Below are 20787 nucleotides of genomic sequence, written 5' to 3'. Positions count from 1 at the left end.
AGTGATGTTATTCGAGGAAATCTTTAAGCCGTTTACTGCGGCTAGGGTGACGCAATTTACGAAGAGCCTTGGCTTCAATTTGACGAATACGCTCACGCGTAACACCAAATACCTTGCCCACTTCTTCCAGCGTTCTTGTACGTCCATCATCCAGACCAAAACGCAGACGAAGCACGTTCTCTTCACGCTCAGTCAAAGTATCCAGGACATCTTCGAGCTGTTCTTTCAGCAACTCATAAGCAGCAGCATCCGCCGGAGCCAATGCTTCCTGATCCTCGATGAAATCACCCAGATGGGAATCATCTTCCTCACCAATTGGTGTTTCCAGGGAAACCGGTTCCTGAGCAATCTTCGTAATTTCACGAACTTTTTCCACACTCAGATCCATCTCGGCAGCGATTTCTTCTGGTGTCGGTTCACGCCCAAGTTCCTGCAACAGCTGACGGGATACCCGGATCAGCTTATTAATCGTCTCCACCATATGCACAGGGATACGAATCGTACGCGCTTGGTCCGCAATCGCACGGGTGATCGCTTGGCGAATCCACCATGTCGCATACGTACTGAATTTATAACCCTTTTTGTGGTCGAACTTCTCAACCGCTTTGATCAGACCCATGTTACCTTCCTGAATCAGATCCAGGAACAACATGCCGCGTCCAACATAACGCTTGGCGATACTGACCACGAGACGAAGGTTAGCTTCAGCCAAACGACGTTTCGCTTCTTCATCCCCGTTTTCAATTCGTTTAGCCAGTTCTACTTCGTCATCCGCAGATAATAAAGGTACACGGCCAATTTCTTTGAGATACATACGAACAGGGTCGTTGATTTTGATTCCTGGTGGAAGGCTCAGATCATCATCAAAATGGAATTCATCGTCTCCCTCTCTGCTGTTGTTCTCGGAATCTTCACTAGGGCGAAGGGTTACCTCTTCATCATTTTCGTTCACGACATCAATACCCAGGTCGCTCAGTTGTTCATAGAACTCATCCATCTGTTCTGCATCTTGCTCAAATGGGGAGAGTTTCTCTATAATTTCCTTGTAGTTCAACGAAGCTCTTTTCTTACCTGATTCAATCAATTGATCTTTAACCTGATCCAGCGTCAATTCTGTTTCTAGTTCAGTATGCTGATCATTCGCCATAACTCGACTCCCTCCTCCCTAGAAACATCCAACATTCAGACGTTCACTGTCTCTCTAGGGCAATCATTTCAATTGCAATTTGTGCCGCGCGTACAGAATCACCTGCCCGCTCTGCAGCAATCATTTCTTCTTTTTTCAGATCGTACTCTTTCTTACGCGGATATTTCAGCACTTCCCTGATGCAATCATCGAGCATTTGAATACTCCATTCACCTGGACCATCCATCATCGAGATTGAACTGACTGTCTTTTCGAGTCGGTCGTCATGCAGTGAAGACATAAAACGGCTTGTATCCGACGGTTTGCCTTGCGCATAATAGGCATATAGATAAGCAGCAATAGCTGCATGATCATCCAAGTTAAAAGCTTCACCAAGATGCTCATTCACGTACTGGGCAGCCTCATCATCCTGAAGCATCCAGGCGAGCAGTTTGCGTTCAGCAGCGTGGTAAGCCGGCAACAGATTGGGTGTAGGCACCTGCCTATTTTGTTGCCTACCATTATTCCACCTTTTCGGGTTATTATCCCCATACTGGAGGTTATTTTTCATGGCCTCCCGTTCTTCATTACACTCCTGCTTCAGTGTTTCAAATGATACATCCACTTCCGCAGCCAGTTCCCGAAGATATACTTCCCGTTCTGTAGGAGAAGACAAAGGAGCAATAAGTTTCACCGCTTCTTTCGAATAAGCGATTTGTCCGCCGCCTTCTAGCAGTATATGGTTTTTTTTTAGGTTTATAAGCTTAAATTTTGTAGTCGTTACGGCGCCGTCCACAATCTGGTTTCGGAACCGCTCCCCACCATGCTTGCGGATAAAATCATCCGGGTCGAGCCCATCCGGTATCAGAGCAATTTTAACCCGCAATCCCGCTTCCTCAAGAATAGGAAAGTTTTTGAGTGCGGCAGCCTGTCCTGCCCGATCACCGTCATAACACACAATGACTTCATCACACATGCCTTTAAGCATCAATGCCTGATTCTCAGTGAGCGCGGTACCCATTGCCGCTACACCATTCTGGATATCCTGATCCCAGGCGGAGATAACATCGCCATAGCCTTCGAACAATATGGCCTGCCTTTGTTTACGAATTGCATTTTTGGCATGATGCAGATTGTAGAGAACACGGCTTTTGTTAAATAACCGGGTTTCCGGTGAATTTAGGTACTTCGGTTGCCCGTCTCCCAAAATGCGACCTGCAAATGCAATCGGCTTTCCACTCCTGCCATTAATCGGAAACATGACCCTGTCTCGGAAACGGTCGACATACCCCTGACCTTCGTTTCGCGGTGACAGTAAACCACCATTTTCCATCTCTTCAAGCGGAAATTCGCGCTTTTCCAGAAATTGTACCAAGGTATCCCAGCGATTCGGCGCATAGCCAATCTGGAATTGGTCAATGAGTTTGTCGCTAAACCCACGTGAACGTAAATATTCCATAGCCACTTTACCGTGCTCTGTATTTTTCAATAAGAAATGATACAGCTTCGCGGTAAGCTCATAGGCTTCCAATAAACGTTCAGTCTCTGGATTAACATGAGCAGATTCACGCCCCTGCCAGTCCCCCATTGAAATGTGGCTTTCTTCTGCCATCGTCTTGACAGCCTCGGGAAAGGATAACCCTTCGATTTCCATCCTGAATTTGATGGCATTTCCACCCGTGCCGCAACCGTAGCAATAGAAAATTTGTTTCTCAGGCGTCACTGTAAACGAAGGCGTCTTCTCAGAATGAAAAGGACAGAGGCCTTTCATATATTTCCCCTGTTTGGTCAGATGTACAAATCGGCTCACCGTATCGACGATATCATGCTGCTGTAACACCGATTCAATAATGCTTTCGGGTATACCGCCTTGTCCGGTACTCATCTTGGTCCACCTTCATCTCTTTAACACGTAAATATTATTCGATAAACTTACACATTCTCCTGCAAATCTTTCAAAAGTTTTGTCAGTTTATGTTGAAAAATTTCCCGATCCTGCTCTGTGAAGGGCTTTGGGCCTTTTCCATAATGCCCTCTTTTTCGAGCTTTGGCTGCAGTATGACGGGAATCCAGCATGAAATCAATGTCACGATCATTAAACTCACGACCACGAAATGATAAAACATAACAACGTTTGCCAAGTGCGAGCGCCGCCAGTCCATAATCCTGTGTTATGACCACATCGTACGGCTTGATGTGATTGGCAATGTACAGGTCTGCACTCTGATCACTTCGATCTACCTGAACGGTGCGCACGCCTTCTCCGCCCTGAAGAAAATGGTCAAATGAAGAAACCAGCAACACAGGAACTTTGAATCGGAGAGCTGTTTCTGCGATCTCAGCCTTGACCGGGCAAGCATCACCATCCACAACAATGTGGCGTACATTCAACTCACTCAAAGCCAGACCACCCGGTTTCATAAAATAGCTGCATATTGTAATATACGACCCCAGCCAGTCAAAATCCTTCTGACCGGTCTATGGAAATCAAAGGCTAAAATACGGAACGGCTGTAAATATAAATTTTTCACAATCCGTTCCGTATATTTATACCCTCATATATCCTTCTTTAATACTGAATTTATGCTTTGCCGTAGATCTGTCCATTCGGAGCAGAAAAGGACCAGACTACCAGACCAATTTGGAGAAATCAGCAAAAGCTTTCAGATCACGGTCAATGGCTGCAAGCAATGCCAGACGATTCGCACGCACAGCCTCATCTTCAGCCATAACCATAACCGAATCGAAGAATACGGTGATCGCTTCCTTCCAAGCCGATGCAATCGCGAGCGCTTCAGCAGCAGCATGCTGAGACAATACCTGACGATATTCCTCATTGGTTTTGCTCCATGCTTCATGCAGCTGGCGCTCTCCTTCTTCAGTGAAGAGTTCTGCATGAACCGAAGCATTGGATGCTTTGGCAGCCAGATTACCGACTCGGTTGAAGGATTCGACGGTTGTTTTGAAGGCATCTCCCGTTTGAACAGCTGCCATGAGTGCCTCACCTTTTGGAACTACCGCGCTGATATCATCAAATCCGGAAGAAATCACTGCGTCCACAACATCATAACGGACCGTTTCCGACAACAGTTTTTTCACACGAAGACCGAAGAAGTCCTGCAAATCTTTACGCACCTCTTCATCCGCACGTTTCAACAGGTTCATCTGAGCATGCACTTGAAGTGCAACACCGAACACATCGGACAATGTCAGCGGAAGATTGTGATCCAGCAAAATTTGAACGATCCCTGCTGCCTGACGGCGCAGTGCGTACGGATCTTGAGATCCTGTAGGAATGATATTGATCGAGAAGCAACCTACAATCGTATCCATTTTATCCGCAGCACTCACAATAGCACCCACGAGCGAAGCAGGAGATTGGTCGCCGGCGAAACGTGGCTGATAGTGCTCAAATACCGCTTTGGCCACTTCTTCTTTTTCACCAGCTTTACGGGCATAGTCTTCACCCATCACACCTTGCAATTCAGGGAATTCTCCCACCATAAGTGTAACCAGGTCGAATTTGCAGATATCCGCAGCACGATTCACCGCTTCGGCTACATCAGCAGATACTTGCAGCTTGTTAGCCAGACCATCCGCAATTTTGCGAATACGGCGAACTTTATCTCCAACCGTTCCCAGCTCTTCCTGGAAGACAATACTTTCCAGTTTCGATAATGCATCCTTGATCTCCAGCTTCTGGTCTTCCTCGTAGAAGAACTTGGCATCAGACAGACGTGCACGAAGTACCTTTTCGTTTCCTTTCGCAATGACATCCAGTGAATCACTGCCGCCGTTACGAACCGTAACGAAGTATGGCAGCAATTGTCCATCATTATCAAGCACCGGGAAATAACGTTGATGCTCGCGCATCGAAGTAATCAGCACGTCTTGTGGAATATTCAAAAATGATGATTCGAATGTTCCGAACAGCACCGTTGGTGTTTCAACCAGGAACAGAACCTCTTCCAGCAAGTCCTCCTTGATGGCAATATCCCATTTTTTCTCGGCAGCCAGTGCCTGGATCTGGGATACAATCATCTGCTCACGTTCTTTGATATTCGCTATGACGTGCTCGGAACGAAGCACTTCCACATACGAAGCGGGGTCCGAAATAACCGCCTCTTTACCGAGGAAACGATGTCCACGTGTTACATTGCCAGACTTTACGCCTGCAACTTCCAACTCAATAACATCGCTGCCGAGCAGAGCGACAATCCAGCGAATCGGACGTACAAATTTGAAATCATACGAAGCCCAACGCATGAATTTCGGGAACGTCATGGCATGCAATATAGCCAGCAAACCCTGACCGATTACAGAGGACGTTTCAACGCCTTTGCTGCTCTTGGTCGCGTAAATATATTCCACGCCGCTCAGTTCCTTGAATGTAAACTGATCCGGTTCAACACCCTGACTACGGGCAAATCCGAGTGCAGCTTTACTCCAGTTGCCACTGTCATCCAGTGCTATTTTACGGGAAGGTCCTTTTACTTCTTCCTCCACGTCCTCCTGTTTCTCGGCAACATCCTTGATCAAAACAGCCAGGCGGCGCGGTGTAGCATAGGCATTCACTTCACCATAAGCAATGCGGGATGCATCCAGCCATTTCACAACACGATCCTGCAGCTGTTCAATCGCTGCTCTCATGAAGCGTGCAGGCACTTCTTCCAGACCAATTTCAAATAAAAGATCCTTAGACATGCTCAGATCCCCCTTTCTTAATCAGCGGGAAGCCGAGCTTCTCGCGCTCTTCGACATATGTTGCAGCTACTTGACGAGCCAGATTACGGACACGAGTGATGTACCCAGTACGCTCCGTTACACTGATTGCTCCGCGCGCATCCAACAGGTTGAACGTGTGTGAACATTTCAACACATAGTCATATGCCGGGAAAACCAGATTCTGTGCCATTGCCTTGTTCGCTTCCTCTTCATGCATGTTGAAGAGCGTAAACAACATTTTGACATCAGATACTTCAAACGTATATTTGGAGTGTTCGAATTCAGGCTGACGGAACACATCGCCATATGTAATGCCGTCTACCCATTCCAGTTCAAACACATTTTCTTTTTCCTGAATGTACGAAGCCAAACGCTCCATACCATACGTAATTTCAACCGCTACCGGATTCGTCTCGATTCCGCCGACTTGTTGGAAATACGTAAATTGGGTGATTTCCATACCGTCCAGCCATACTTCCCAGCCAAGACCCGCACAGCCGAGGGAAGGGTTCTCCCAGTTGTCTTCAACAAACCGAATATCATGTTTGAGCGGATCAATGCCCAACTGCTTCAGACTTTCCAGGTAAATCTCCTGAATGTTGTCCGGTGAAGGCTTGATAATAACCTGGAATTGATGATGCTGATAGAGACGGTTTGGATTTTCTCCATAACGACCATCCGAAGGACGGCGGGAAGGCTCTACATAAGCCACTTTCCAAGGCTCCGGTCCAAGCGAACGCAAAAAGGTCATCGGGTTCATCGTACCTGCCCCTTTTTCCGTATCATATGGTTGAACAATAATACAGTTGTGCGCGGCCCAGAATTGTTGCAGCGTGAGGATCATCTGCTGAAAATTCATAATCATGCTCCTTTTCGATGGTTTGTGATGAACAAGCCTAGAACGGTACAGACAATAAAAAGCCCCCGTCCTACGCCTGTTATACAGACATAGGGACGAGAGCTATTCCCGCGGTTCCACCCTACTTGGCTTAGATATAAACAGGAAATCCTGTTCATTCAAGCCCACTTTTCCGTGTCATTCATGCTCCCGAGTGCCATTTCACAGACCGATTCAACCCGGCTCCCACCATCCCCGGCTCGCTCACACAGGATTAGTAAGGTCAACCGACCTCTTCTGCTCCTGAATGTAATAAATCCAGTCTCCTACTTTCTCGTTCAATGCATGTCTCCAAAAGAGAAATTATAGTTCATAATATATAAAAATAAGTACGAAGTCAAGATATATTACTTATTATCGTTTCAAGACGACTCAAATCCCGTACTTTTCCATTTGATCAAGAAAAGAACGGGATTTCAGATTCAAGCCAAGCTGATGATCCATAAAGGCCCGCATGATTTTTTTGATCTCATCCCGGGTGCCTTCGCTCACCGATATATTACCAAGCCTTTGCAGATCCAGCTGTGCAAACAGACGCAAGATCTTCAACGCCTTCGGACTCACGGACATCGCCGGAGGATCAAAGTGTTTGCAAGCACGGCACAGAACACCGCCAAGTCTTGGACTAACAAATAATTGTTCATCCGGACGTTCATGACCACAAGAAATGCACTCATCAAGCTGGGGTCCGTACCCGGCTGCCTGTAATATTTTCATTTCATACAGGCTTGTGATGACGACCGGATCTTTCTCTTCCTTCAACGCCTGAAGACAGGCTTTCAACTGTTTGAACCAGAACGTACCTGTCTCTTCATCCTGCAACACACGATCCAGCAGTTCACAAGCATAAGATGCATAGGAGGCCTTAATCAGATCTTCACGCAGCTCATGATAAGATTCGATGATCTCACCTGCGTTTAGTGTTCCCAGACCGGTGTTACGAAAATATACATATTGACCGTACGTAAATGGCTGCACCAGTGCAGCATGTCGGCTTTTGGGCTTTTTGGCACCGCGGACGAGTACCCCTACTTTCCCGCCGCTTTCGGTGCAAAGCGTAATGATTTTGTTTCCCTCGCCGTAGTCCATGCTGCGGATGACAATCCCTTCCACCCTATATAGCATGCCTCGTCACCTAACCATTCCCGAATTAGCCAATTAACCTTCGGCTTCTTCATCTTCAATCACTTCCCTTGCAGGTTCCGACTCCTGTCCCAACGAACCACACGACTCGGCATACAACAGATAGGATTCCACATCCCCCGTCATCGCAAAAACCTTCCACGAAAAATCTCGCATCGGAATTTCATCCTCTCTTCGGAAATGACGTCTGCTTCTACCAGATAGGATGGAGTCTTGCAAGGTAAACTATGTGTTGCAATTACTGGATACAATTCCGACGATTAGTCGCGGCCAAAGCCAAGGTCACGCAGAACTCGATCCTGATTTCTCCAGTCTTTTTTCACTTTAACCCACAGATCCATGAAGATTTTGGAACCTAACAGGTTTTGAATATCCTGGCGGGCACGTTTTCCCACTTCTTTGAGCAAGGCACCCTGTTTCCCGATGATGATCCCTTTTTGTGAATCACGCTCCACAAAAATGACGGCAGAAATATAAACGACGCCGTTGTCCTGTACTTTCATATCCTCAATCGTTACCGCAATGGAGTGGGGCACTTCTTCGCGTGTCATTTGCAAAATCTTCTCCCGAATCAACTCGGCACAAACGAACTGCTCCGGATGGTCTGTAACCTGGTCATCTGGATAGTACTGTGGACCTTCTGGCAAATACTTGCCGAGCTGCTCCAGCAATGTGTTGACATTACTACCGAGCTTGGCTGATACCGGGACGATCTCGGCAAAATTGTGCAGCTTGCGATATTCTTCAATGAGTGGCAGCAGAGCTTCCGGCTCAATTTTATCAATTTTGTTCATGACAAGAATGACAGGCGTGCGAATATTTTTCAACTGCTCAGCAATATAACGGTCACCACCGCCCATGCCTTCAGAAGCATCGATCAGGAACAGAGCAGCTTCGACTTCTCCGAGCGTGTTCAAAGCGGTTTGGTTCATGTAATCGCCCAGCTTGGATTGACGTTTGTGAATACCCGGCGTGTCAAGGAAAACGATTTGCTGATGTTCGGATGTATATACACCATGAATCTTATTACGCGTCGTTTGTGGCTTGTCCGACATGATTGCAATCTTCTGTCCAATGACTTGGTTCATCAGTGTGGATTTACCTACATTGGGACGTCCAATAATGGCTACAAAGCCGGATTTAAATGCTTGTTTTTTCATATGTTCCTCCTCAGGCGCCTAGGCCTGGAATGTATTATTTTTTACTTTTTAGCAGAGTTCAGATCAGATGGTCCAAAAGCCCATGGCAATAGTTCGGCAACTGTAGTCTCCTGCAGATCACCTTTCATGTTACCCAGAATAACTTTCATATCTGGTTCACACAGTTCATACATCACTTGACGACATACGCCGCATGGGGCAATCGGGCCGTCAGTATCTCCTACAATGGCAATGGCTTTGAAACTGCGTGGTTGCTTACCTCCTGCAATCGCACTGAACATAGCTGTACGCTCAGCACAGTTGCCTGGCGTATAAGCAGCATTCTCAATATTACAACCATGATGCACATGTCCCTCACTGTCAAGCAAAGCTGCACCTACACCAAAATGGGAATAAGGCGTATACGCTTTCGTACGTGCCTTAATTGCTTCTTGCATCAACAAACCATTATCCATAATTAATCTCTCCCTTAGGGTGTATATAAAGTTGCACTCAATGAGTTAAGTTCAACTTAAAAATATTTGCACTGGCCTCTCCGCTGTCAGAACAACCTTACGATCGCTGTTATCCCCGGATTTTATGGATTCCCTTTTCCAAAGTGAAAATCCGGTGATAAAGGCGAACGCTTCGCTTCTACAGGTTATTTCTTACCTCTCCGTTATTGTGCAAACCAGAAGTTCAACTTAAAAATGAGTTCAACTTTATAATTTGTGTGTAATATTAAAATCAAAACAAAAACAAAATCAGAGCAAACCCAGCCACCTCATCACCGGCTTAATGAAAACGATACTCCCGATGATGACGGCGAACACCGCAGCCAGCAAAACTGCACCGGCCGCGGTGTCCTTCGCCGCTTTTGCCAGCGGATGTAAATGCGGATGCGCCAGATCTACAGCAGCTTCCACGGCTGTATTCATCAGCTCCGTCACAAGAACCAGAAACACGGCTGTCAGTACAAACATCCAATCCGTTCTGGAGATCCCGAAAAAAAAGCCGGCTGCACACATCAAAATGGCGACTCCTGTATGAACTCTTACATTCCGCTGAGTCCGCAGCCCGTATACGATTCCTTCCGCAGCATTGCGGAATACCATCCCCCAGGAGCGCCTTTTCATTATCGTGTCAACCCAGCTTGGGCGAGTACCGCTTCCTGTTTGCCCATCATTTCGGCTTCGCTGGCTTCATCCTGATGATCATATCCAAGCAGGTGCAAGAAGCCATGAACAAACAGGAACCCGAGCTCACGTTCAAATGAATGCCCATATTCTTCACTCTGCAGGATGGTCCGTGGAACAGAAATAATAATATCCCCCAGAACATCCGGCATTTCTTCCATTTCTTCATCTTCGTCCAGTTCGTAGATGATATCCAGTTCCTCATCCACAGTCTCATTCATGGCAAAAGACAAGACATCTGTTGGACGATCAATGCCGCGATAGTCACGGTTCAGCTCATGAATCTGCTCATCATTTACAAAAGTCAGGGCCACTTCCCCGTCCGCAACCCCCTCTGCTTCCCCTGCAAGGTTCAGCAGCTGCTCCAGCATTGCGATCATCGGTTCGGTGATTTCTTTATCCTGTTGTTCATTATTCCAAGCTAGGTTAAGACTCATTCTTTCATACTCCTGTCTTCTCATATTCGCGAATCAACCCGCTTCAGGCGAGGTTGGCTTCGGTTTCTTCATTTCTTCCGGATATTCAATCCTGGAGTGGAATATGCCCATGACGGTTTCCTTAAGGGTCTTGGCGACGATATCCAGCTCCCGCATTGTCAGATCACAGTCGTTAAACTGATGATCGTCCAGTCGACCTTTAATAATCTTCTCGATCATGGATTCCACTTGTTCCACAGTAGGCTTCCGCAAGGAACGGACCGCAGCTTCCACGCTGTCAGCAATACCAACTATCGCCGACTCTTTGGACTGAGCCTTGGGACCCGGATAACGGAAATCATCTTCCGTGAAATCAGGTTCCACTCCAGCTTCCTCAGCCTGACGCAGTGCTTTGTGATAGAAGTAATGCAGGAAGGTTGTTCCATGATGCTGCTCAGCAATGTCCCGAATAGGCCTTGGCAGCTTGTAGTCCTTCTGCATCTCCACACCATCGCGTGCGTGAGCAACGATAATGGACTTGCTCAGCTTTGGATCAATCGAATCATGCGGATTTTCCATATTGTTTTGATTTTCAATAAAATAAATCGGTCGCTTGGTCTTGCCAATATCATGGTAATACGAGCCGACCCGACATAACAACCCGTTGGCACCGATTGCCTCCGCTGCGGCTTCTGACAGGTTTCCTACCATCACACTATGGTGATACGTGCCTGGTGTCTCTGTTAGCAATTTGCGTAGTAGCGGGTGATTGGGATTAGACAGTTCCACCAGTTTCAGTGCAGACAAGATGCCAAATGAGGTTTCGAAAAATGGCATCAGCCCAATAACCAATATGGCGGTCAATACACCACCGGCAAATGCAAATCCAATACCATACAGCGTTGTCGTCCGGTTCCAGTCACTTGAGTCAATCAAAGCCAGCGTGAAGACTGCGATCGATCCGAACAGGCAGACCATAATGGCGCCTTTCAGGATCGTAGACCGCTGACTTGCTCGATGGGTGGCGAAGATCGCAACAAACGACACCAACACCGCGAAGAATCCAAGTTCAAAGTCAAAAATCTGACCCTGATGTGTATTCAAAATAATGCTCGACAGCATGCCGATAATAATCGAGCAGACAAAGGCTAGCGATGTATCCAGCAGCAATGCAATTAACATGGCGCCTACGGCAACAGGAGCAAGAAAGCCTACGTATGAATTCTCACTGGTCTGAAGTATTGCAGTAACATGCATAACCACAATCGTAATAATAAATATGAGAACAAGCATCAGCAGCTGAGCATTATTATATTTGAAATGCGTTCCGCTGAATTGCTGAATATACATGAGAATCGCTGCCGACAACAGACAGGACAGCATAAGCAGTCCAAGCTGAGGCCAATAGTTCACTTCGTTTTTCAGCAAATCGTTCTCGCCCAGAAGGGTGTACATCTCCGGGGTAATCATCTCACCCTTGGCAACAAGCGTATCTCCTTGCTTGATAAAGACCGTTTGAGTGTTCTCACGAGCCTGTACTTTAGCTTCTTTTGTACCCTCTTCATCGTAAAAGCGGTTAGACGTTACCACAAGACGAGCAAGCTCCTGGACAACCTCACGCTGCGTACGCTTGCTTAAAGAGCTCACACTCACCATCTCGGCCACTTTGGCACGAGCTGTTGTAGCCTCGCTAATCTGGTCGGTCATTAATCTGGAGACGATATCCCTAGCAACGGCCTTCATCTCCTGAATATCATCCGAAGTCAGACGTGAAATTTTGATATATGTCTCTTCCGGGATACGGTAGCTTTGCTCCTGTACCACATTTCTGATCTCTTCCAACAGAGTTTCGGAGTATGTACCCGCTTTCCGGTTGTTGTTAATAAAATTGGAAACAAAGTCTTTCTGACGCTGCGGTATTTCATCACGATAGATGTCAATCTTGTCCTGACTGGAAATCTGATCATCCTGATTCAGTCGATCAATACGATCTAACAGAGTCGTCATCAAATTTTCGTTCCGCATCTGCACGATCTGAAACATCGGCTGTACACGTTCAGCGGCTTCTTCCTGCGCTTTCAGTGTGGCCTTGGTATTCGGGATCTGCATGGGCGCAGCAATATTCACTTCACTTCGTGTGCCTTCCTGAATATCATACCGCTCTGGGAGCAGCTTGGAAGCAAGACTCACGTAGAAGAGGATCACCAGAAACAAAAACAGAAGATAGCGTGCCCACACGCTATACTTCCATCCTGTAGCTCTATTTTGAAAAGATTTGCCTTTTGACAGTTCCTTCGAGGTCATCGAGACAATCCCTTTCTATTCTTGATTTTCTGCGGCGTGGTTATAGGCGACGATGATTTTCTGGACGAGGGAGTGCCGTACAACGTCTTGCTCGGCAAAATAGACAAATCCAATCTCTTCCACTTGCCCTAATATCGTATTTGCTTCCACAAGCCCTGACTTTTTGCCGCGCGGTAAATCAATTTGTGTCACGTCACCGGTAATGACCATTTTGGAGCCAAAACCGAGACGGGTCAGAAACATTTTCATCTGCTCCGGTGTCGTATTCTGGGCTTCATCCAGGATGATAAACGAATCATCCAGTGTACGTCCCCGCATATAGGCCAGAGGTGCAATTTCGATCAAACCGCGCTCCAGCGCTTTCGCAGTCTGCTCTTGTCCCATAACATCGTATAAAGCATCATACAGCGGCCGTAAATAAGGATCCACTTTTTCCTGAAGATCACCAGGCAAGAAACCAAGACTCTCTCCCGCTTCAACAGCAGGTCTTGTGAGCACGATCCGCTTGACGCTGCCTTCCTTGAGTGCTGCCACAGCCAGCACAACAGCAAGATACGTTTTACCTGTACCGGCTGGACCGATACCAAATACAACATCTCGTTTTTTAATTGTAGTTACATAGTGTTTCTGTCCAATCGTTTTAACCCGGATCGGCTTCCCACGGTAGGTCGTTGTAATCTCGCCTTTGAACAGATCCAGAAGCTGGTCTGCACGCAGTTCCTTTGCAAGCTCAATGGCATACTTAACGTCCCTTTCGGTTAACACATATCCGTTACGTACCAATTGCAACAACACATCAAATAATTGTTCAAGCGATTCCACATGCTGAACGTTGCCATGGATCACAATCTCCGCTTCACGGGATGCGATCTGGGCGGGAATCTCGGATTCAATCAGTTTCAGGAAAATATCTTGGGGTCCAAAAAGAGATTGACCCTCTCCCGCACTTTGGAGGGAGATTCGTATGCTGCGTGTTTGCTCTGACAAATAGCCTCATTCTCCTTGACTATGGACTAACGGAAGTTCTTCCGCAATGCTTTCTTCCACTTCAAATAATACTTTCATATAAACTTTACCATTCTCTTTCTTCTCATGCAAAATTTTTTCACTTAAAATTTTCGTTCCTTTGCCGTTTTTGGCGATAATATCGTTTCTTGCTCCTTCCAATCCTTTCGTTCTAGCCCATTCAACAGTATGTTGTTCCTCTTGTTCCCGAGTTTCCAAATCTTTCTCTGTCAGCCATCCCATGGGAAGTGTGAAGGATCTCCAGGTCAGCGGTTTATGATCACTTTCGGTATCAAATGTGGTAAAAGGCGTGTTCCCGTATCCCCAGAGTTGTATCGCCCATTTCCCCAGCACAATGTAAAAACGTTCCTTGCTATCTCCAGTCATCGTATTATGTTTCTGCACAAGAGGGACTTCAACCTGATATTCACGCCATACCAGTCCGCGTACTTCCCCTTTGGCTACAATGGTCTTTGTATTCTCTTCATCTCCCAAAATACCTGATATCAGTACCTGTCCCTTCTTGACACGCATGTCCTTCTGCACAACAGGGCGCCCCTGCTCCGCGTAAATTTGAGTGATTACAGCGTCTGTTTTACTAACCAGATGTCTTGGGTTCAGCAACGGTTCACGCTTGGGCTGTGCCGACTCCACGACCTGGATGGTGATGGTTGTCCCTTCTTTGCTCACTCCAATCCAGGTTACATCTGGCAGAGCGAGAGCGAGCTGTCTGGAGAGCTTGTCCTGGCTTTGTAGCCGAAATCCCCACTGGAAGGGGTAGATGCCTTCTTTCTTTGCTGCTGCGAGCACTTCATCCGTAGGAATTGTCACATTGCCTTTGACTTCTACATTCCAAACCATCGATGATAATGCAAACAGAGCTGCTACAAAAAACAGCATGCCGCCCAGAAAGAACTTCCTTCTCAGTAAACGGGCTGCAAAAAAAGGAAATCCACTCCGGTGTGTCACCTTTACCCGGCAGCCTGTCCGTTTCAGCAAAGGACGCAGCCTGAAAAAATGCGGTAGCAGAATATTCATTTCTGCCTTGCGTCCGTCATGGGCACGCAGGTCCCATACTTCCAGTCCCTGCTCTGCCACCGTATTGATTAATGCTGCAATATCCCCCCCAGTGACCGTGATTCGGACTGCTCCGCGCAGTTTGTACAGACTGGGCTGCTTCATCTGTTCCCCTCCGCTCCATTCATATGAATATCCAGAATTGTTCCTTCAACAGCCACTTCATCCGGCAAAATATTGCGAATCATCAGTTCAGTTCCTTTGATCTCCAGTTGGCCTTGTGAAAGAGCCAGAACGATGCGATCCGGTGTAAAATGAATGACACCACGATGATTCTCTATATACAATTGCTTTGTGCCGATCAGGGTTAACCGTGGCATATCGTAAAGCACGTCCTGCGGCAGATCCAGAACTTCACTGGTCCATCTGCGCAGCTTGCGGCTGATCCGGGTCATTCGAAGGTCTTCCCCCTTCCTCTACAGTTCAACTTATGCGCAGATTCCTGAAATTATGAAAACTACGGAACGTGTTAGCTGTGAAAATAAAAAGAGACCGAGACAGAAAAAAGCCGTCGTCTGGATTTATGCTCACCAGAGACGGCTTTTCACTTTTTAAAACCATATGAAGTTATAGTTTGCCTCGTGTTCCAAAGGGTTGTTTAGAGCGCGGAGAACCGAGAACCTCTGCCCACAACACACCAGTACGAATGTCTTCCCGGCGAAGCTGGGACGGTCCAGACTCGCTGGATGGAACTTCATCCCAACTGGAGTCAGACACAACCGGTGTATTTGCAGTAGAAATACGATCGAGTCGCTCCCGAATTTCACGTTGTCGTTGCTCCATCACTTTCATTTGTTCTTCGAGGGAGTTTTCCATTCCACCCAGAGAACTCTGCCCTCCAAAGTCGTCATTCACGGGACGGGCAGATGTCGTTGCTGGCTGCGAATAGGTTTGATCATATCGATCATCATACTGATCGTCATCATACCGCTCATCGTACTGCTCATCATAGCGGGGATCTGAAGGACCCGATGACTGCTGCGATGCAGTATTCCCCCGCGAGCGATCATTCCGGTCCGAATCACCACTCCCTCCAAACGTTGGCATCCCGTTATTTGCACGCTTTTTGTTCGGATCAGCGGACTTTGCTGCTTTTCCAAGGAAGGAAAAGAGTGCAAAAGCGATGACTGCTACAATATACAGATTGTTAAAAATCCATTCAAATAGGCCCATATGCACTCACCGCCTATCTTCCGTTTTTGGAATCACCGTGATCGTTGGAGTTTGTATTTTCACCAGGTTTTCCTAATGTGTTGCGCATTTGAGTATCTGCTTCAATGTTTTTCAGGTTCATGTAGTCCATTACACCGATTTTACCGCTACGGAGTGCTTCAGCCATAGCAAGAGGTACTTGGGATTCGGATTCAACTACACGCGCTCTCATTTCCACTACGCGCGCTTTCATCTCTTGTTCTTGGGCTACGGCCATTGCCCGACGCTCTTCCGCTTTTGCCTGTGCAATACGTTTGTCAGCCTCTGCCTGCTCCGTTTGCAGGAAGGCACCAATGTTTTTACCTACATCCACGTCCGCGATATCAATAGACAGGATTTCAAAAGCGGTACCTGCATCCAGACCTTTGGACAATACGGTACGAGAGATCAGATCCGGATTTTCCAAGACGTCTTTATGGGAATTCGAGGAACCGTTCGTACTTACGATACCTTCGCCGACACGGGCGATAATCGTCTCTTCACCCGCACCACCGACGAGGCGGTCAATATTGGCACGAACTGTAACCCGTGCTCTTACTTTAACTTCGATACCATCCTTAGCTACCGCAGAAACAATCGGCGTTTCAATAACACGTGGGTTTACACTCATCTGTACGGCTTGCAATACATCACGACCTGCAAGGTCGATCGCAGCAGCGCGTTCAAATTCGAGTGGAATGTTCGCACGTTGTGCAGCAATCAGGGCGTTGACCACTCGGTCTACGTTACCACCGGCCAGGAAGTGACTCTCCAGTTGATTCATTGTCAATCGAAGTCCAGCTTTGGTTGCTTTAATCAGTGGATTTACGATCCGGCTAGGTGTTACACGTCTTAGTCTCATCGCTACCAGCGTGATAATCCCCACGCGTACGCCCGATGCAAGGGCTGAGATCCAGAGCATCACCGGGAAAAAGCTGAAGAATACGCTCAATACGATAATCGCAACTACCGCAATAAGCAAAAACGTAATCAAGGTTGGTTCCATAGTCAAAATTCCTCCATTTGCAATTTAATTTTTGTAAGAAACAGGATAAAAACGGTGTGGAACTTTGCTGCTTTGCATTGATTGACACCACTCCACTCGCAGCCTCCGCAGAATGGTTATGTACATTGCCGAAGCTTTAACTAACTCCGGCAACAGAGCGGGTTACACCGGTAAGGCTTGTTGAACCACAATCCGGGTACCTTCCGCTTTGATCACTATAATTGGTGTATCAATCGGAATGAAATCTCCATCCGACACCACATCGACGCGTTCTCCATTAAACATCGCTGTTCCCGAGGGACGAAGTGGAGTCAGACTGATGCCCTGCAAACCGATCAACTCTTTGCGTTCTGTCGCCGAAGAGTATCCTTGATCAGCAGACAGCCTGTCACTTAATATGAACCGATTCCATATGCCTCGATCCTTAAAAAGAATAACAACGATTGCAATGACTACCAGCGCGGCACCAAAAGCAATACCTAATGATATAAATGCATCACTTGTATCATAGGCGGCTCGCACGACGCCAGCGACAAGCGCAATCGATCCCAAAATACCCAGAATACCGAAGCTTGGGATAAACATCTCGAGGATCATCATGATGAGTCCAACAGTGAATAACACCCATGTCTCCGCTCCGGCAAAACCAGCGATGTAATTGCCTGAGAAATAAAGCACAAAGCACACGATACCAACAATACCCGGCACTCCGAACCCAGGTACAATCAACTCAATGATCACACCGGCTATTCCGAGGAATAGCAATACCGTCATGACGACAGGATTGGTGAGAAATGTGGATATGTTCTCTGCCGTTGTTCTCTGAACGGTGAACACATCATCCTGACTGTAACCAAGCCAGGCTGCAGCTTCTTCCGGCGTGTTGCTGATATGATCCGCATAACCCACTTTCAGCGCTTCTTCAGCCGAGAGAGCAATAATTTCACCTTTTTGCTTGGTTTTATTAATCTCAGGCATCTCCACAACCATATTAACATCCGTCATTCCGGCTGCAATTTTGCCGTCTCGGCCACTTTTCTCAGCCGCTCCCTGCATTTTGCTCTTCCAGAATGCAACCAGCTTTGGATCATCGACATGTTTACCCGTGCTGTCCACCATCGCTGCCGCACCAATCATGCTGCCTGGCGACATTACGATCTTATCTGCATTCAAAGCCAGAAAACTTCCGGCCGAGGCAGCATCTCCACGGACAAATGCAACGGTTTCAATTGGGCTTTCCTTAATTAATGTACCCAGTTCTTCTGCCGTGTCGACACGCCCTCCCGGCGTATTGATATCCAGTACGATCAGGCCAGCATTCATCTCTTCTGCTTCCTTGAACCCGCGTTCCATGAACTTGCCAAGTCCCTGCTCAATTGGTTTATCCACCGGAATGATATATACGGCGCCACTTTTCTCAGCTGCATGCGCTGACGGTGATCCAATCCAGACAGGAAGCAGCAGCGTCAGTAGCATCATGAGCATCAATGGCCCCGTAAGCTTCTTCCGGCGCTTTCCCTTCACAAATAGTCCCCCCTTTTCCATTAATGTTATACTGTCCAGCTTATGGTATTTATTACGTACAATGCAACATTTCGTTTCAAAATCTTAAAATTATATTTGAAACGGGAAGCAATTGCAACATTTTAGATCCATAATCATATATATTATCCATTTAAAAGCAGTATTTGTGAATTTTCTTGAATATATGAACGGATTCCCCATCACACTTCATATTCCTGTGGAAACGGATTACCGTATCAATGATGTAAAATTGATTTAACATGGAAAAAACACCCCCTGACAAGTCAGGAGGTGTTTATTGATTTGCTTTATTGCAGAAATTGTTGAACTGCTTGATTTACCAGTTTGCCATCCGCTTTGCCTTTAACTTTCGGCATAAGGGCAGACATGACTTTCCCCATCTCGGCTTTCGAAGAAGCACCGGTTTCCTGGATGGTCTGCTGTACAATAACTTTAATTTCTTCTTCGGTAAGCTGTGCGGGAAGGTACTGACTGAGTAATTCAATTTCCGCTTTTGCATTTGCCGCGAGGTCTTCACGGCCCGCTTTGTCAAATTCTTGGAGGGCATCTTTGCGCTGTTTGATTTCACGACTCAGAATATCAAGCACTTCGTTATCATCCAAATCTCTTTTCAAATCTATTTCAAGATTCTTGATCGTCGAACGAATCAACCGAATGTTGGAGAGCTTGAACTTGTCCTTACTCTTCATCGCTTGCTTCATATCTTCGTTCAATCGTTCGCTAAGATTCATGTAGTTAAAATCCTCCTAAAACTTTCTCTTACGAGCAGCCTCGGACTTTTTCTTGCGCTTTACGCTTGGCTTCTCATAATGCTTACGTTTCTTCACCTCAGCCAATACGCCATCTTTTGCGATGGAACGTTTAAAGCGACGAAGTGCAGCATCAATAGTCTCGTTTTTGCGAACTTTAGTTTCAGACACCAGTTTTCCCTCCCTCCGACCAGACCGTCCAAGAGCAATAACACGGTTCATCACCTTTCATTATAGGCGAAAGGTAATAAAGGTGTCAACCTTAACGTAATGATCATTTATTTTATGTGAACTTCAGCTCCATATTCATGCCTTTTATGCATATACGGCTCAGCCCTGATTTAGGGTGCCTTAGATCGTTTATTTGTGTGAGTCTGACAAACTTGTCAGCACCCCAAGTCGGGTCCCACCAAGCAAATGATAATGCAGATGATGAACGGTCTGTTCTCCATCCTTGCCGCAGTTATTAATCAGTCGGTAACCTGTTTCTTCCACGCCGAGACGCTTGGCCGCTTCCTGCGCAGCCAGGTGAATCTCACCGATCAACGGCAAGTCTTCCGTCGTTACTTCATTCATAGAAGCAATATGTTTCTTGGGAATAACGAGTACATGGGTCGGTGCAGCGGGCTGGATGTCATGAAAGACGATGACATGGTCATTCTCCAGTACCTTATTGGAGGGAATGCTGCCCTCTACAATTTTGCAAAATAAGCAATCCATTGTTCATACCCTCCTTCGATTTAAAAATTATGTATACCCTTCTATCATACCGGAACTGAAAACTCACGTCCAATTTAACCTGTTTCAATTCATAATAAAAGCAACAAAAGAACCTCTCATATCTCAGTGAAGTGAAAGAATACACCGAAGATGTGAAAGGTTCGATTTTCATTGGTAAAATTTAATGCTTTCAGAGTCCTATTAATAATAAGGTAACAAAGATAATGCAGTCAGGCCGACCAACGGAAGAACCAGCCTATTGAACCGTCTGCGACCATAACCGTAATAAGGGTATGGGTAGCCATAGCCCGGGAAAAATCCCCGCTCATGTGCAGAATAAGGAACTGGCATCATATTCGGTCCCCAGTTTGCGTTTGCATTTGCATGATTAACCACAGCTTCGTGCCCCACCGGAACAGCCAAATAAATCATGTCATCATCCACATTTTCCACAATGCCATCATAATGGGCACCGTCATGCATCTGTATACATACATAGCGATGCATGTGTTCCTTACACAGTTTCTTCGCTTCTACCTTTTCCACG

Annotated in this window: 22 protein-coding genes; all 22 read right to left on the bottom strand. The window is 46.6% G+C overall.

Annotated elements, in window-relative coordinates:
• Window positions 1–7: 7 nt before the first annotated feature.
• A complete protein-coding gene (rpoD, locus tag BMW94_RS10670; protein ID WP_090998120.1) occupies window positions 8–1147 on the bottom strand; it encodes an RNA polymerase sigma factor RpoD in 1140 nt (379 codons plus the stop codon).
• Between the two features lie 43 nt (window positions 1148–1190).
• Window positions 1191–3011, bottom strand: a complete 1821-nt coding sequence (dnaG, locus tag BMW94_RS10665) for a DNA primase (protein WP_090998117.1) — start codon at window positions 3009–3011, stop codon at window positions 1191–1193.
• A 47-nt stretch (window positions 3012–3058) separates the two neighbouring features.
• Entirely contained in the window at window positions 3059–3547 is a 489-nt protein-coding gene (locus tag BMW94_RS10660; RefSeq protein ID WP_175480649.1) for a YaiI/YqxD family protein, read from the bottom strand.
• Window positions 3548–3754: 207 nt separating this feature from the next.
• The gene (glyS, locus tag BMW94_RS10655; RefSeq protein WP_090998114.1) at window positions 3755–5830 is read right to left on the bottom strand and encodes a glycine--tRNA ligase subunit beta; all 2076 of its coding nucleotides are present in this window, start codon (window positions 5828–5830) and stop codon (window positions 3755–3757) included.
• The gene (glyQ, locus tag BMW94_RS10650; protein ID WP_090998111.1) at window positions 5823–6710 is read right to left on the bottom strand and encodes a glycine--tRNA ligase subunit alpha; all 888 of its coding nucleotides are present in this window, start codon (window positions 6708–6710) and stop codon (window positions 5823–5825) included. Before glyQ ends, glyS begins: the two co-directional genes overlap by 8 nt.
• A gap of 411 nt (window positions 6711–7121) precedes the next feature.
• Window positions 7122–7874, bottom strand: a complete 753-nt coding sequence (gene recO / locus BMW94_RS10645; RefSeq protein ID WP_090998108.1) for a DNA repair protein RecO — start codon at window positions 7872–7874, stop codon at window positions 7122–7124.
• A gap of 33 nt (window positions 7875–7907) precedes the next feature.
• Window positions 7908–8048, bottom strand: a complete 141-nt coding sequence (locus tag BMW94_RS10640) for a YqzL family protein (RefSeq protein ID WP_090998106.1) — start codon at window positions 8046–8048, stop codon at window positions 7908–7910.
• A 104-nt stretch (window positions 8049–8152) separates the two neighbouring features.
• Window positions 8153–9052 (bottom strand): GTPase Era, encoded by a 900-nt coding sequence (gene era, locus BMW94_RS10635; protein WP_090998104.1) that lies wholly within the window; start codon window positions 9050–9052, stop codon window positions 8153–8155.
• 41 nt (window positions 9053–9093) lie between these two features.
• Entirely contained in the window at window positions 9094–9507 is a 414-nt protein-coding gene (locus tag BMW94_RS10630) for a cytidine deaminase (RefSeq protein WP_090998102.1), read from the bottom strand.
• Between the two features lie 288 nt (window positions 9508–9795).
• On the bottom strand, window positions 9796–10167 hold the full coding sequence (locus BMW94_RS10625; protein ID WP_090998100.1) for a diacylglycerol kinase family protein: 372 nt from the start codon (window positions 10165–10167) through the stop codon (window positions 9796–9798).
• Window positions 10167–10664: an rRNA maturation RNase YbeY gene (gene ybeY / locus BMW94_RS10620; protein WP_036674804.1), complete on the bottom strand. Its 498-nt coding sequence runs from the start codon at window positions 10662–10664 to the stop codon at window positions 10167–10169. The genes BMW94_RS10625 and ybeY overlap by 1 nt, the downstream gene beginning before the upstream one ends.
• 33 nt (window positions 10665–10697) lie before the next feature.
• Window positions 10698–12947, bottom strand: a complete 2250-nt coding sequence (locus tag BMW94_RS10615; protein WP_063567029.1) for an HD family phosphohydrolase — start codon at window positions 12945–12947, stop codon at window positions 10698–10700.
• 15 nt (window positions 12948–12962) lie between these two features.
• On the bottom strand, window positions 12963–13934 hold the full coding sequence (locus BMW94_RS10610) for a PhoH family protein (RefSeq protein ID WP_090998097.1): 972 nt from the start codon (window positions 13932–13934) through the stop codon (window positions 12963–12965).
• A 6-nt stretch (window positions 13935–13940) separates the two neighbouring features.
• Complete coding sequence (gene yqfD / locus BMW94_RS10605; RefSeq protein ID WP_090998096.1) at window positions 13941–15134, bottom strand: sporulation protein YqfD; 1194 nt, start codon at window positions 15132–15134, stop codon at window positions 13941–13943.
• Window positions 15131–15424: a sporulation protein YqfC gene (yqfC, locus tag BMW94_RS10600; protein WP_090998094.1), complete on the bottom strand. Its 294-nt coding sequence runs from the start codon at window positions 15422–15424 to the stop codon at window positions 15131–15133. Before yqfC ends, yqfD begins: the two co-directional genes overlap by 4 nt.
• 172 nt (window positions 15425–15596) lie before the next feature.
• Window positions 15597–16202 (bottom strand): hypothetical protein, encoded by a 606-nt coding sequence (locus BMW94_RS10595; RefSeq protein WP_090998092.1) that lies wholly within the window; start codon window positions 16200–16202, stop codon window positions 15597–15599.
• A 13-nt stretch (window positions 16203–16215) separates the two neighbouring features.
• Complete coding sequence (gene floA / locus BMW94_RS10590) at window positions 16216–17226, bottom strand: flotillin-like protein FloA (RefSeq protein WP_175480648.1); 1011 nt, start codon at window positions 17224–17226, stop codon at window positions 16216–16218.
• A gap of 162 nt (window positions 17227–17388) precedes the next feature.
• Complete coding sequence (locus BMW94_RS10585) at window positions 17389–18711, bottom strand: NfeD family protein (protein WP_090998485.1); 1323 nt, start codon at window positions 18709–18711, stop codon at window positions 17389–17391.
• Between the two features lie 347 nt (window positions 18712–19058).
• Complete coding sequence (locus BMW94_RS10580; protein WP_053781272.1) at window positions 19059–19502, bottom strand: GatB/YqeY domain-containing protein; 444 nt, start codon at window positions 19500–19502, stop codon at window positions 19059–19061.
• 15 nt (window positions 19503–19517) lie between these two features.
• Window positions 19518–19691, bottom strand: coding sequence for a 30S ribosomal protein S21 (gene rpsU, locus BMW94_RS10575; RefSeq protein ID WP_005547957.1), 174 nt, complete (start codon window positions 19689–19691; stop codon window positions 19518–19520).
• A 189-nt stretch (window positions 19692–19880) separates the two neighbouring features.
• Window positions 19881–20240, bottom strand: a complete 360-nt coding sequence (locus BMW94_RS10570; protein WP_090998086.1) for a histidine triad nucleotide-binding protein — start codon at window positions 20238–20240, stop codon at window positions 19881–19883.
• 201 nt (window positions 20241–20441) lie between these two features.
• A complete protein-coding gene (locus BMW94_RS10565) occupies window positions 20442–20747 on the bottom strand; it encodes a hypothetical protein (RefSeq protein ID WP_254790214.1) in 306 nt (101 codons plus the stop codon).
• Window positions 20748–20787 lie beyond the last annotated feature (40 nt).

The sequence above is a fragment of the Paenibacillus sp. OK003 genome (genome assembly GCF_900109515.1).
Lineage (GTDB): Bacteria > Bacillota > Bacilli > Paenibacillales > Paenibacillaceae > Paenibacillus > Paenibacillus marchantiae.
Note: the sequence above shows the minus strand (reverse complement) of the source record. Positions and strands in the feature narration are given on the sequence as shown.

Bases quoted from the DNA above. Each gene is read 5' to 3' on its own strand.
- rpoD (WP_090998120.1), bottom strand. From the start codon at position 1,147: ATGGCGAATGATCAGCATACTGAACTAGAAACAGAATTGACGCTGGAT.
- dnaG (WP_090998117.1), bottom strand. From the start codon at position 3,011: ATGAGTACCGGACAAGGCGGTATACCCGAAAGCATTATTGAATCGGTG.
- BMW94_RS10660 (WP_175480649.1), bottom strand. From the start codon at position 3,547: ATGAAACCGGGTGGTCTGGCTTTGAGTGAGTTGAATGTACGCCACATT.
- glyS (WP_090998114.1), bottom strand. From the start codon at position 5,830: ATGTCTAAGGATCTTTTATTTGAAATTGGTCTGGAAGAAGTGCCTGCA.
- glyQ (WP_090998111.1), bottom strand. From the start codon at position 6,710: ATGAATTTTCAGCAGATGATCCTCACGCTGCAACAATTCTGGGCCGCG.
- recO (WP_090998108.1), bottom strand. From the start codon at position 7,874: ATGCTATATAGGGTGGAAGGGATTGTCATCCGCAGCATGGACTACGGC.
- BMW94_RS10640 (WP_090998106.1), bottom strand. From the start codon at position 8,048: ATGCGAGATTTTTCGTGGAAGGTTTTTGCGATGACGGGGGATGTGGAA.
- era (WP_090998104.1), bottom strand. From the start codon at position 9,052: ATGAAAAAACAAGCATTTAAATCCGGCTTTGTAGCCATTATTGGACGT.
- BMW94_RS10630 (WP_090998102.1), bottom strand. From the start codon at position 9,507: ATGGATAATGGTTTGTTGATGCAAGAAGCAATTAAGGCACGTACGAAA.
- BMW94_RS10625 (WP_090998100.1), bottom strand. From the start codon at position 10,167: ATGAAAAGGCGCTCCTGGGGGATGGTATTCCGCAATGCTGCGGAAGGA.
- ybeY (WP_036674804.1), bottom strand. From the start codon at position 10,664: ATGAGTCTTAACCTAGCTTGGAATAATGAACAACAGGATAAAGAAATC.
- BMW94_RS10615 (WP_063567029.1), bottom strand. From the start codon at position 12,947: ATGACCTCGAAGGAACTGTCAAAAGGCAAATCTTTTCAAAATAGAGCT.
- yqfD (WP_090998096.1), bottom strand. From the start codon at position 15,134: ATGAAGCAGCCCAGTCTGTACAAACTGCGCGGAGCAGTCCGAATCACG.
- yqfC (WP_090998094.1), bottom strand. From the start codon at position 15,424: ATGACCCGGATCAGCCGCAAGCTGCGCAGATGGACCAGTGAAGTTCTG.
- BMW94_RS10595 (WP_090998092.1), bottom strand. From the start codon at position 16,202: ATGGGCCTATTTGAATGGATTTTTAACAATCTGTATATTGTAGCAGTC.
- floA (WP_175480648.1), bottom strand. From the start codon at position 17,226: ATGGAACCAACCTTGATTACGTTTTTGCTTATTGCGGTAGTTGCGATT.
- BMW94_RS10585 (WP_090998485.1), bottom strand. From the start codon at position 18,711: ATGCTCATGATGCTACTGACGCTGCTGCTTCCTGTCTGGATTGGATCA.
- BMW94_RS10580 (WP_053781272.1), bottom strand. From the start codon at position 19,502: ATGAATCTTAGCGAACGATTGAACGAAGATATGAAGCAAGCGATGAAG.
- BMW94_RS10570 (WP_090998086.1), bottom strand. From the start codon at position 20,240: ATGGATTGCTTATTTTGCAAAATTGTAGAGGGCAGCATTCCCTCCAAT.
- BMW94_RS10565 (WP_254790214.1), bottom strand. From the start codon at position 20,747: ATGCATCGCTATGTATGTATACAGATGCATGACGGTGCCCATTATGAT.